A 13,222-nucleotide genomic window follows, 5' to 3' on the forward strand; every position below is an offset into this window, starting at 1 on the left:
AGACTTCATTAAGATTCCTGATTTTACAGGAAATAATATGTACGAAAAAACCTATCCAAATAAACGTTTTAAACATACTGCCGAATTTCTTCAAAAGCATATTTCAACTGACTCTGAAATTTTAGATCTAGGTGTAGAAAATCCGTTTACACCGATTATGAAGAATTTAGGTTATCAAGTTGAAAATACTTCTGGTGAAGATTTAGATATTGATACAAAAGCTATTGAAAATTCATCTGCTAAAGTGATAACGGCTTTTGAAATTTTCGAACATCTATTATCACCTTTCACTGTTTTGCAAAGTATAAAAGCAGATAAAATAGTTGCGAGCATTCCTTTAAGGTTATGGTTTTCGCCCGCCTATAGAAGCAAAACAGATATGTGGGATAGACATTATCACGAGTTTGAAGATTGGCAATTCGATTGGCTTTTAGAAAAAGCAGGATGGAAAATAATTGCCCGTGAGAAATGGACTAACCCCATAAAAAAATTAGGAATTAGACCTATTTTAAGATGGTTTACCCCCAGATATTATATTGTTTATGCGGAGAGAATCAAACTATAAATTTTAAATCTTGAACTTCTACATTATCATTCCTGCTCATAACGAAGCAGATTTAATAGCCAAAACATTAGAGTCTTTAGTTTCTCAATCGCTCTTGCCTAAACAGGTTATTGTAGTAAATGACAACTCAACAGATAACACGAGATCTATTGTAGAATCATTCGCCCTTAAACATCATTGGATACGCTTAATTAACTCTAAATCTTCAGATGAACATTTACCCGGCGGAAAGATTATCAATGCGTTTTACAAGGGTTACGATGCATTAGACGAAAACTATGATGTTATTTGTAAGTTTGATGCCGATTTGATATTTCCGAAGCATTATTTAGCACAAATAGCTGAACACTTTAAAGCAAATAACAAACTCGGTATGGCTTCCGGTTTTTGCTATATTGAAAATAATGACGAATGGATCCTCGAAAACCTAACCCGAAAAGATCATATTCGCGGCGCCTTAAAAGCCTATAGAAAAGAGTGTTTTTTAGAAATTGGGAAGTTAAAACCCTCTATGGGTTGGGACACAGTTGATGAATTACTCGCTAAATTCTATAAATGGGAGCTTTTAACGGACGAGACTCTTCATGTGAAGCATTTAAAACCGACAGGACAAAGCTATAATAAAGCAGCTAAATACTTGCAAGGTGAAGCGATGTATAAAATGCGTTATGGCTTTTTAATTACTTTAATATCGGCATTAAAACTAGCTTATAAAAAAGGTGACTTCGGACTATTCAAAGATTATATAGCGGGTTATTTTAAAGCAAAAAAGAACAATATAGAGCAATTAGTAACAAAAGAACAAGGTGTTTTTATCCGGAAGTTGCGTTGGAATGGCATGATTGGGAAATAAATTTGAAAAATTAAAACAAAAAAGTCTGCCACAAAGCAGACTTTTTTAATACTAAATTTATAATTCTTAATACTTCACAAACTTGATATTCCGAATTTCACCCGATGTCTTTTCTAGTTTTAAGATATAAATACCATCGTTTATGTGAGCGATATCAATTCTATTGGAATCTAAACTCTTAATATGAACAACTTGTTTTCCTTCAATTGAATAAATATGAGCCGAATCAATAACGTTTAAATCGTTGACACCAAATATTTGAAGGTTATCAGTCTTTTTATCAAATGTGACGAATACATTCAAACTCGTCTCTAATGTACCCGTACTTAAAGTAGCTCTTTGATAAACGATAGAGTAACGATTAGTATATTCACCCCCTTTAAAGCTAATAGATGCCGCTTTCTCTTTTAAGTTATAAAATCGATTTTCTAAATTATCTTTTAAATAAACTGGTGTATTTTTTGGAAAATTAATTGTTTCGCTTAAGCTAATAGTGTAATTCCCAGGTGTTTTAATTTTTATGAATAACGGTATATCGTCTTCGATATTGAACTCGTTTAAACCTTGAATGACTAATAAATTATCAGCCCCATCCCATAACATGGTGTCGGGATAATTGCTATTATCAGCTGCATCATAACCCTTGTCAAAACCTGCTGAAGCATTTTTATCGTAACCTAAAGCAATTTGTCTTGTTCTATTTAAAGGATCAGTTAAGTTTAACCAAAACTTGGTTCTTGTATCAGTATTTGCTCTTGAAGCACTTTCTCTATAAAATACAGACTCATCCAAAGATTCTTTAGCAAATACACGTTGTGCATTATTAAATTTTAAATTACCTGCCGCATTTATATTCACAAAAAAACCTTGAGCTACTGCTATATTATTTGTCGGTTTACCTTTTGTACTTATGCCGCCATTAGTATCTCCTGCCGCCTCACCAGCTGCAACACCTGCCATTAAATTTAAGGTAGCATAACCACCTTGATAATCCCTTAAAACATGGGTGTTATTTGTTTCAAATTGTTCATAAAAATATAGGGTACCATCTATTACGTCTAAATTATCTATAATAAACTGCGTTGCGTCTAAAGCGGAAGGATACGGGTTACCAGTTAAAACTTCAATACCAGAAAATACTCCAACGTTATAATTACCATTATTAGGTGTTCCTCTAAATACATATTCTTGGTCTGAATCAGAATTCCCCGACCCTTTCATGGTATAGCCAATTCCCGGAACTATAAGTCGGTTATCACCTATATGGCGCCAGTCAGCATAATTATTTTGCGTACCATAAAACGTATAAAGCCATTTACTGCTTAACGTTCGTGTATTAAAATTAGCATTATTTTGATGTGAGAAAGTTAAAACGCCGTTATTATCTTCTAAATACTTTACTTTCCATAGACCGTTTCTGTTTACAGGTGCACTCCAATAATTATAATTATATAAATTACTAGTACCTTGTTGTCTAATTTTTAAACTTCCACTTCCCGAATTAGAGGTTTCACCAATGTGTTTTTGAACAAGCTGGGCTTCTCCAAATAAATCAATTTCACCATTATTTACTATTCTATTTTGAACGGTAAGCTTTAAATCATTAGCAAGGTTCAATTTTGCACCAGCTGAAACTTCTATTTCACACACATAAGCATTTGCATTTAAAGTGGCTGTACCCGAAGAAATCAATAATGTTTTATTAGCATCTAAAGCTGATGGTGCACCTCCCGGTCCTGAACCTCCACTAAAGCTTGAGCCATTCCATATGATTAGCTCGTTTTTTCGATAACGTAATGTAAAATGACTACCATCACTGATGTCTAAACCACTTGCGGTAGCTGTTCCTCCAGAAACTGTTAATGGATATATGGATTGTGGACTTGAAAAAATGGCATTATATTGATTGGCTGTCCCTAAAGAATAGTCATAACTATCAGAACCTACGACGAGTTCTAAAGAATGACAACCAGAAATTTCCGGAAAGCTAGAGATATCGAATGTCATATCTACGGTTCCTAAATTTTGAGCGCCTTCACTTTTACTAACGCGCCAAATCGTGTTTAAGTGTTGATGATTATGGATAATTCCAGCGTTATCTTCAGCAGGAATTTCAGCATTAAAATTATAAGTAGAACCCATAATATTCTGTCCCCAGAATAAATATTTGTCATTTGTTGCACTTAAGTCACTTGGATTATTAACGCGAACTATTCCACTACCTTGAGAGTCTAGATGTGCTGTACCACTAATTCTAGCGATACCTGCAACATGATGATCAAACTCCCCATTAACCGCATTATCTTGAGTATAAAAATTATTTACTACTAACGGTGTATTATATTTAGCCGATAAATAGTTGTGTACAATGGTTCTTTCTGCGATATTCAATTTATAATTAAAATGAATAATTTCAGCAAGTTCTTCAGTGGCATAGCGCCCATCACCCACATTTAACTGACCAATAATCAAAGGCGCAGATGAAGCAAGAACCTTATTAGACTGCTCCCTAGCTGTTATTAAAATGTTTCCATTTTTTGACATAGAGCTTCGAGCATTTTCGACTAAACCTCCATCAAAATCAAAACTTAATACATAATTGGTATTGTTAGAAAAAGCATGAGATGAATCGTAACGGTTATCGGAGTTAGTTATATCATTTGTTAGTCTGTTATTATAAAAGAAAAAAGTGTAAGCATATTGATTATTTGAAGTATTATATCCATTCCTTTTAGATACTATAGCTTGCACACTTTGTGAACTACCCAGTCCTTTTGGTTTAACTACGGTAAAATAATTAATAGAAGTAGTTCCATCCAAAATATCAGCATCTTCAACGCGCAGCCAATCATTATTACCATCAAAATCAATAGACGGATAATTATTAAATGTCGATACACTTTTAAAAGTAGGTCTTCCAGTTGATACTGTTTGATTAGCATGGTTGGCATTACCAGAAGCATCTTGCCAAGTAGTAACTCCCTCTCCGTTAGCTAAATTGACATCATCTGCTTTTAACCATAAACCGTTGGTTGTATTGTTCCCAACACCTCCCGGTCCTGTTTGTGATAATAATGGATTTGTAAAAAAGAAAATAGCAATAAAAAGTAGGAAGTGTAAGTGTTGTTTCATGATAGGTTTGGTCATCTTTTTAAGGCCCGCAAAGTAATTATAAAGACTGTCATAAAAATGATTTTTGTAGGATTTTAGCTAAAGGGCATATTTTATCGCTGTGAAGCGTCCATCCCTAAAAAAGTAATGAGATCTGAAGGAAAATGTAGTTATTATCAGCCTTGAATAGTTTAGAAAAGTATAGAATAATGAACGAGCCTCATTTATATTTTCTACAGCTTGCTAGGAAAACAGTATGGCTTGTTAACTTAAAGTATGCCTTTATAATTTTAAATATAAAAAGCACCCGTAAGTTTCCCGATTTTTTCGAATGGAACATACCATTGCTAAATCTCTAGTTTTTTCCAAACTATTACAATAGACAGTACGTTACTCAAAGTTAAAAGTTCGATTCTATATTTTAAACTCGCCAAACTACTTTTCAAAATATTAGTTTTTGCTAAAGCGTGGGCATCTTTATTCCGTTTGTTAATAAATAACTAGCTCTGGAGCGACAGCCACAAAACGTTCGTTAGCTAATTTCTTTAGAACTGATTTAAAAAAGCCTTCAGTATATTTTAATTCTTATTCTAGCTTTTTAATTTCCTCTTCCACATCAATAGTCCTTGGTATAGGGATAAAATACTCATTGGATTTGACACGGAAGATTAAAACACCATCCACAGCACTATCCAAATAATCTATAGCTTCTAAGTTACCTCGTTTTATATTATTCGAATCCAATGCCTTGGAAACCGGATCAATTTCAATGACCGCAAAACCAATGGCAACTTTAAATGGAATGTTTTATGCTTTTACTTAAACACTGGTCGCGTACTTTTGGAGCTTCTTTATTATCAAAATGTCTTTATTACAAAATTCTTTTAGAAGTATCATCAATTTTTTATGTGAGCTCATCAACTTCTAGTTATTTAATCAAATAAACACAAGCTAATTTCATAACACTAACATCTAGGTAATCATAAAAGCTATTTAGAGTCAATATAAATAAAATAAAAACATAAGCTTACAACTGGTATAAAATATAACAACTACGGTTAAACCACAATTCAACTGCGGTTTAACCGTAAAAAAACAATTTTAAAAAATGTAGTTTTAAAAATCCAGTTCTAAAAATATAAAGTTAATAATGCCAGAATCTATAACATTTCTCGTTCAAAGTTTACTTAGAAAAAATAAAATCAGCATTGATGATAATGAATTAGAATTACAAATAGAGAGCCACCCCTCTTACCCTAGTTTACATGCCATAACAGGAGTATTAAATCATTTCAACATTGAAAACACTGCCGTAAAAGTCCCTGTAAACAAGGAGACTTTAGAACAGATGCCTAGTATTTTTATAGCCCAAATAAAACGAAACAACGGAAATGATTTAGTGTTAGTTTTAAAAAAGGGAACAGAATACAAACTTATTTTCGATAATAAGGTAAATGAGACTATTTCTGAATTAAATTTTTCACAACAGTTTACAGGCGTTTTGGTTGCTGTTGAAAAAAGTGAATCAGACAGTTCAAATCAAGCGAAAACATTCAGTTATCAAAAACCACTTATTGCTTTTGCTTTTATGTTGTTTTGCTTATTGTTTTTTATATCAAACCAAGACTTGAGCGCCTCTATATATTTTATTTTATCATTAGCAGGCGTTTCTATAAGCTATTTAATAATTCAACACGGTTTAGGATTAGACTCAAAAATAATAAGCACTATATGCTCACAAGATAGCAAAACAACCAATTGTAATGCCGTTTTAAATTCTAAAGGAGCCACACTATATAAAAGCATAAAAATGAGTGATGTAAGCTTAATTTATTTCGTGTCTGTTAGTCTAGCTTCACTTTTATTAAGCCTAGTTGAGACTTCACTAACAGCTTTGTACATAATAAGCGTAGCTGCACTACCCATCGTTGTATATTCAATTTATTACCAAATAAAAGTTTCAAAAAACTGGTGCGTTTTATGTTTAGGTGTTGCATCAGTTTTAGTATTACAGTCATTAATATTCTTTTTTACAAATTTTAATTTTTCATTATTAAATATAAAATCAACCTTACTAATAGGATTCTCATTTGCTATAATCTCTTCAGTGTGGTTGTTTATCAATACACTGTTAAAACAACAGCAAGCTTTTAAAAAATTGAAAATTGAATCAATTAAGTTTAAGAGAAACTTTGACTTGTTTAATACGCTTTTGCAACAATCGGAAACTATAGACACTTTATTACCTAATACGCGTGAAATAGTTTTCGGAAACAAAAATGCGCTTTTAAATATCACAATTATTACAAACCCATTTTGTGGCCACTGTAAAGACGTTCATGATTTAGTAGAGTTACTAATTAATAAGCATCATGCAAAACTTAATATTACGGTACGGTTTAATATAAACACCGAAAATTTAGAGAGTGATGGCGTATTAGTATCTAGCAGATTGTTGGAACTGTTTCATATGGAAGGTGAAGTTTCCTGTTTAAAAGCCATGCACGATATTTACAATGATTCAGACAGCAAAAAATGGTTTATAAAGTGGGGAGCTGGCTCCGCATCAAAGAGCACTTTGAATACTTTAGAAACAGAATCTAACTGGTGTATTAAAAACAATATAAACTTTACTCCAGAAATTTTAATTAATGGTAAAGCCTACCCTAAAGCATATAATAGAACTGATTTAGAATTTTTTATTGAAGAACTACAAGAAGCTTGTCATACAAATCTAATAATAAATAATTTTCAAGAAACAATATAAAATAGCAAAGCCCTTTAAAAGGCTTTGCATTTTGAACAATATTCTCTCGCGAAGAATAGACACAAACTGTGAGTGTCTTTAAATGTTCATGGCAAATATAATTTTATTAAAATTTATAATTATGAAAAATTTACAAAATTTAGGACAAGCTTTAACTAGAGCTGAACAGAAAACTATTAATGGAGGTAAACTCCAGTGTGATAGAAATCGAGACCGTATATGTGAACAAGTGGGACGTCAATGTGCCGAACTTTATTGTCAGTTCGTCCCTATAGATCCGATATTTTAATTCTGTAATTCACGGCTAAAATAAATTATTTTGGCTGTGAGTTATTTTTAAATAAAAAAGGGATTTAACCTTATTATTAAGGGAATAGACACAAACTGTGAGTGTCTTTTAAATGTTCACGGCGAATATAATTTATCAAAGAATTTATTAATGAAAAATTTAAAGAATTTAGGAAAAGCTTTAACAAGAGCGGAGCAAAAAGAGGTTAGCGCCGGAAAAGAACCAGCCAATGGACAAGGTTGCGGCTATTATCAAATTAACTCTACAGAGCAAATTTGTTTAAATATGCCATACAAATACCGTCCACAGTGGATTCCCCAAACGGGAATGTGTTCTATATTAGGTCAAGCCCCATGTAATTAGGGCTTTATCCTTTTTAATTTTCATGTAAAAACATAGAGAGGAAGTTAATCACCTCCTTTCTATGTTATTTAAAGATTAATTTTATTAAGTACGAAAAACTGAAAAAATTCCCTACATATAATCAAGCAGAGTCTAAAGATTGTGGCCCAACATGTCTAAAAATCATAGCCAAGCATTATGGTAAAAATCTATCAATTACTCAAATTAGACAAATCAGCGAAACTACAAGAGAAGGTAGTAGTTTGCTTAATTTAAGTGATGCTAGTGAAACTATTGGTTTTAGAAGCTTAGGCGTTAAATTAACTTTAGAAGATTTGATAAAAGCACCATTACCTTGTATTTTACATTGGAATAAAGATCATTATGTCGTGCTTTATAAAATAAAGAATGATACATTTTATATTTCAGATCCAGGACATGGTTTAATTACATATACTGAAGTTGAGTTTTTAAAATTCTGGATTGGTAATAATTCTACTGCAAATACACCCGAAGGTATTGCGCTACTTTTAGACCCTACACCACAATTTTACAGTACTGATTTTGATGAAGACGAAGAACAGAAGTTTAATTTCACTTATCTATCAAAATACCTCATCAAGTACAAAAGCTTTATTATCCAACTTTGTGTTGGCCTATTGGCTGCCAGCTTACTGCAATTAGTTGTTCCTTTTTTAACGCAAAGTGTCGTAGATGTTGGTATAAAAAATAGTGACCTCAACTTTATATACCTTATCCTTTTTGCACAAATTGCTTTATTTATAGGCCGAACAGCTATTGAAATTATAAGAAGCTGGATTTTACTACACGTTAGTACAAGAATAAACATCTCATTAATTTCAGATTTCTTTATCAAATTAATGTTACTACCAATCTCCTATTTCGATGTTAAAATGACAGGGGATTTACTTCAGCGCATAAATGACCATAAACGTATTGAGCAAATATTAACTACATCTTCTTTGAATGTATTATTCTCTATGGTTAATTTTATAGTATTCAGTTTTGTTCTGGCTTACTATAGCTTACAAATTTTCAGCATATTTCTTATTGGTAGCTTTCTGTACTTTTTATGGATTAAAATTTTCTTAAAAAAACGCGCAATATTAGACTATAAACGTTTTTCTGCCTTAAGCCAAGAACAAAGCACAGTAATTGAACTTATAAATGGCATGCAAGACATTAAACTACATAATGCCGAAAAGCAAAAACGCTGGGCTTGGGAACATACACAAGCAAGATTATTTAAAGTATCTATAAAAAGCTTGTCTTTAGAGCAAACACAAAGTGTTGGATCCTCTTTCATCAATGAACTTAAAAATATACTTATAACCATTCTATCAGCTAAACTAGTAATAGACGGAGAAATAACCTTGGGTATGATGTTAGCTATTTCTTACATAGTTGGACAATTGAACTCACCAGTGCAACAGTTAATCAATTTTGTAAGAGAATTGCAAGATGCCAAAATATCATTGGACCGTTTAAGTGAGATCCACAATATGAACAATGAAGAAGTTGATCCTCAAAGTAAAATAAAAGAAATACCCAAAAGTGGAGCTATTTCAATCAAAGATGTCACTTTTAAATACACAGGATCAGATATTGAAGTGTTAAAAGATTTAAACTTACATATTCCCCAAAAGAAAACAACGGCTATTGTTGGAACAAGCGGAAGTGGTAAAACGACTTTAATGAAGCTACTTCTGGGTTATTATAAACCAAACGAAGGCGACATTTTATTGAACCAATTTTCTTTACACAATATGTCTCAAAAATCTTGGCGAGACCATTATGGCGTTGTTATGCAAGAAGGTTATATTTTCAATGATACCATTGCTAACAACATTGCCATTGGCGAAGAAACTGTGGACAAAACAAGATTGGCTCACGCTATTAATGTCGCAAATATTAGAGATTATATAGAATCTTTGCCCCTTTCCTATAATACAAAAATAGGAGCCGAAGGAACAGGGTTAAGTACTGGACAAAAGCAGCGCTTATTTATAGCAAGAGCAGTATATAAAAATCCTGATTATTTATTTTTTGATGAAGCAACTTCCGCTTTAGATGCCAATAACGAAAAAATTATTATGGAAAACCTAAACACTTTTTTTGAAGATAAAACAGTGGTAGTAATAGCACATAGATTAAGTACGGTTAAAAACGCCCATCAAATAGTGGTTTTGGAGCACGGAAACATTGTTGAAATCGGCAATCACCAAGAGTTAGTAGCAAAAAAAGGAAACTATTATAATCTGGTTAAAAACCAATTAGAACTAGGTAATTAATGTCAGGTTAAGTGCAGTTGAAACCTGAATACTTAAAAACATTCTCTCGCGATGAATAGACAGAAACTGTGACTGTCTTTAAACGATCACAACTTATTTAATTTATAAATATTATATATTATGAAAGATTTAAAAAATTTAGGGACCGTTTTGTCTAGAGTTGAACAAAAAGCTATTAATGGAGGTTCGTTTAAACAATGCGTATGCGATCTTAACTGCGGTAGTGACCAATGGTGTTGTCAGGGGATTTGCAAGCTTAGAACACATGCTGGGTATTGTCCTGCTCAACCTTGTGAAGGTTTTTAATATTATAAATAGGGAGATTAGACAACCTCCCTATTTCTAAATTAATTAAAAAATTTAATATTCAGAAATTATTCCATTTTTCAAAAAACCATGTCCAAAAAATTAGAAGAAATAGAGTTGCGAAGCGAACAGGTACAAGATATTTTATCTTATGTGCCACATTGGATGATACGATATGGTAATATACTTTTTTTAGGAATAATTATTTTATTTTTTAGTTTAAGCTGGCTTATAAAATATCCAGATGTAATAACAGCAGAAGCTTTAGTAACGACACTAATACCCCCTCAAAAAGAATATGCTAAAATAAGTAGCAGAATTGATAGTGTTTTTGTTGAGAACAATCAAGTAATAAATAAAAACACCATTTTGGCGACTTTGGAAAACACTGCCAATTTTAAAGACATTCAAGCACTAAAACATATTATTGATACTATAAAGCCCAATAATGAATCTTTTTACTTTCCGATAGATAATTTGCCTATACTATTTTTAGGAGAAGTAGATTCAGACTTTGCACTTTTTGAAAATTATTACTCTCAATATACATTAAATAGAGATTTACAACCCTTTTCTAATGACGCTCTAGCTAATAAAAACTCTATGTCTGAATTAAAGAACAGATTACAAAATGCAAAAGCACAATTAATAATTAATCAAACAGAATTAGATTTTGCAAAAAGTAATTTAAAACGGCATGAAACTTTATTTAATAAAGGTGTTATTTCTAAATTAGAATATGAAAACAAACAAATACAATACGCGCAATCTCAACGTAACTTTAAAAACTTCGAATCCTCTATTTCGCAAATACGAGAATCTATAAGTAATGCAAACAAAACCACAAAAGGAACAGAAATAACTAAAACTAGAGAAGAAATTAAGTTATTGAAAAATGTATTGCAAGCTTTTAACCAATTAAAAAATGCGATTCATAGTTGGGAGCAAAAGTATGTGCTCAAATCAAATATAAAAGGAAAAGTCTCTTTTCTGCATTTCTGGAGCGCTAATCAAAATGTGACTGTTGGAGATTTGGTGTTCACTATTATTCCTACAGAAAACCTTGATTATATTGCAAAATTAAAAACACCAATACAAAATTCCGGTAAGCTAAAAGTGGGTCAACAAGTTAACATTAGTGTTCAGAATTACCCTGAAGCCGAGTTTGGTTTTTTGCCGGGTACAATTAACCACATTTCTATAATTCCTGATAGCAAAGGCTTTTATTTATTAGATGTAAAACTTCCTGAAAAATTAATAACATCTTATAATAAAGAAATAGACTTTAAACAAGAAATGCTTGGTCGTGCTGAAATTATAACTGAAGACCTCCGTTTATTAGAAAGGTTTTTCTATGAAATAAAGGATATATTCAAATAACAATATTCTCTCGCGAGGAACAGACAAAAACCTTGAGTGTCTTTAAATGATCAAGGCAATTTAAATTTATAAATAATTTATTATGAAAAATTTACAAAATTTAGGAGTCGCTTTAACTAAAGTAGAACAAAAAACTATTAATGGCGGCCAAAAAGGTTGTCCACCAGCTAAAATAAAAGTGTATGACCCAAATGAAGTATTTGAATGTGGTGGTGACACAGGTTTATATTGCTCAAATAATCTTACATGCTGTTATGGATACTGTGTGTAAAGTATTCCAAATGAGGCAGCTTTTAGCTGCCTCATTTTAAATTAATAGGAACTAAATAAAATAGCAATACAGAATTGCAAAAAGCTGAATCTGGAAAATAAATACATTTAAGTAATCATAACTATCCTGAAGCCGAATTTTTCAAATTCCAATAATTCCTGATATCGAAGGCTTTTATTTATTAGATGTAAAACTTCCTGATAAGCTAATAACATCATAAAAAAAAGAAATAGCTTTTAAGCAAGAAATGCAAGGTAGTGCTGAAATTATAACGGAAGACCTGCGCCTAGCTGAACGTTTTTCCTATCAAATAAAAGACATATTTAAATAAACTAATTGGCGTGAAAAACAAAATATTAAAAACAAAAGTAGATTCCTGCTCCCGCTGGAATAGAAAACATTCTCTCGCGAGGAATAGACAGAAATTGTGACTGTCATTAAACGATCACAGCTAATTTAATTTATAAATATTTTTATTATGAAAAATTTAAAAAATTTAGGAATCGTTTTGTCTAGAGTTGAACAAAAAGCTATTAATGGAGGCCAATTGAAGTTTTGTCCATGTTCTTGTAATTCGGATGATGGATCAGAACCTTATTGTGGTAACTATGGAACACTTCTTCAGTGTTGTGATTAGAAAAACTATTTAAAGCGGTGCTTACTTCTAGTGAGCACCAATTTTAAAACTTTTATAAAAATAATTAATCACTCATAACACGCCTAATTTAATTGTTCAAAAAAACTAAATAAAAAAAGTTAAGAAAAATAGACTTATTAAGCGATAAAGATCTTTCATTTTATGGATCACGTTCTGTGACGCGTAATACCAATATTCTATTACTGGTTTAACCTTTTCAGCTTAAACTAAGCTATAAAATATTTAATCGCAATTTCGTCCAAACTTATTAAAATATTCTCTCGAGAGGAACAGACAAAACCTTGAGTGTCTTTAAATGATCAAGGCAATTTAAATTTATAAATAATTTATTATGAAAAATTTACAAAATCTAGGAGTCGCTTTAAATA

General features: G+C 31.6%; 8 protein-coding genes. 7 read left to right on the forward strand and 1 reads right to left on the reverse strand.

The annotated features are described in order from the left end of the window. Positions 1-37 precede the first annotated feature (37 nt). A complete protein-coding gene (locus BZARG_RS04630; protein ID WP_008635870.1) occupies positions 38-565 on the forward strand; it encodes a methyltransferase in 528 nt (175 codons plus the stop codon). Positions 566-575: 10 nt separating this feature from the next. Next, positions 576-1,418: a glycosyltransferase family 2 protein gene (locus BZARG_RS04635; protein ID WP_008636016.1), complete on the forward strand. Its 843-nt coding sequence runs from the start codon at positions 576-578 to the stop codon at positions 1,416-1,418. Between the two features lie 66 nt (positions 1,419-1,484). On the opposite strand, the gene BZARG_RS04640 is transcribed toward BZARG_RS04635, so the two are convergent. Then, positions 1,485-4,565 carry a T9SS type A sorting domain-containing protein gene (locus tag BZARG_RS04640; protein WP_008635901.1) on the reverse strand — a complete coding sequence of 1,027 codons (3,081 nt, stop codon included), beginning with the start codon at positions 4,563-4,565 and terminating at the stop codon, positions 1,485-1,487. Between the two features lie 1,114 nt (positions 4,566-5,679). On the opposite strand from BZARG_RS04640, the gene BZARG_RS04645 reads away from it, so the two are divergent. The 5 genes from BZARG_RS04645 (at position 5,680) to BZARG_RS04675 (ending at position 12,196) form a co-directional block, all read left to right on the forward strand. After that, positions 5,680-7,296, forward strand: a complete 1,617-nt coding sequence (locus tag BZARG_RS04645) for a vitamin K epoxide reductase family protein (RefSeq protein ID WP_008635977.1) — start codon at positions 5,680-5,682, stop codon at positions 7,294-7,296. A gap of 439 nt (positions 7,297-7,735) precedes the next feature. After that, entirely contained in the window at positions 7,736-7,948 is a 213-nt protein-coding gene (locus BZARG_RS04655; RefSeq protein ID WP_008635908.1) for a hypothetical protein, read from the forward strand. A gap of 98 nt (positions 7,949-8,046) precedes the next feature. Continuing rightward, the gene (locus tag BZARG_RS04660) at positions 8,047-10,239 is read left to right on the forward strand and encodes a peptidase domain-containing ABC transporter (protein WP_040288018.1); all 2,193 of its coding nucleotides are present in this window, start codon (positions 8,047-8,049) and stop codon (positions 10,237-10,239) included. A 396-nt stretch (positions 10,240-10,635) separates the two neighbouring features. Beyond that, positions 10,636-11,925 carry an HlyD family secretion protein gene (locus BZARG_RS04670; protein ID WP_008636009.1) on the forward strand — a complete coding sequence of 430 codons (1,290 nt, stop codon included), beginning with the start codon at positions 10,636-10,638 and terminating at the stop codon, positions 11,923-11,925. 82 nt (positions 11,926-12,007) lie between these two features. Continuing rightward, on the forward strand, positions 12,008-12,196 hold the full coding sequence (locus BZARG_RS04675; RefSeq protein WP_008636023.1) for a hypothetical protein: 189 nt from the start codon (positions 12,008-12,010) through the stop codon (positions 12,194-12,196). Positions 12,197-13,222: the final 1,026 nt, after the last annotated feature.

The sequence above is a fragment of the Bizionia argentinensis JUB59 genome, assembly GCF_000224335.1.
Classification (GTDB): Bacteria; Bacteroidota; Bacteroidia; order Flavobacteriales; family Flavobacteriaceae; genus Algorimicrobium; species Algorimicrobium argentinense.

Bases quoted from the DNA above. Each gene is read 5' to 3' on its own strand.
- BZARG_RS04630 (WP_008635870.1), top strand. From the start codon at position 38: ATGTACGAAAAAACCTATCCAAATAAACGTTTTAAACATACTGCCGAA.
- BZARG_RS04640 (WP_008635901.1), bottom strand. From the start codon at position 4,565: ATGACCAAACCTATCATGAAACAACACTTACACTTCCTACTTTTTATT.
- BZARG_RS04645 (WP_008635977.1), top strand. From the start codon at position 5,680: ATGCCAGAATCTATAACATTTCTCGTTCAAAGTTTACTTAGAAAAAAT.
- BZARG_RS04655 (WP_008635908.1), top strand. From the start codon at position 7,736: ATGAAAAATTTAAAGAATTTAGGAAAAGCTTTAACAAGAGCGGAGCAA.
- BZARG_RS04670 (WP_008636009.1), top strand. From the start codon at position 10,636: ATGTCCAAAAAATTAGAAGAAATAGAGTTGCGAAGCGAACAGGTACAA.
- BZARG_RS04675 (WP_008636023.1), top strand. From the start codon at position 12,008: ATGAAAAATTTACAAAATTTAGGAGTCGCTTTAACTAAAGTAGAACAA.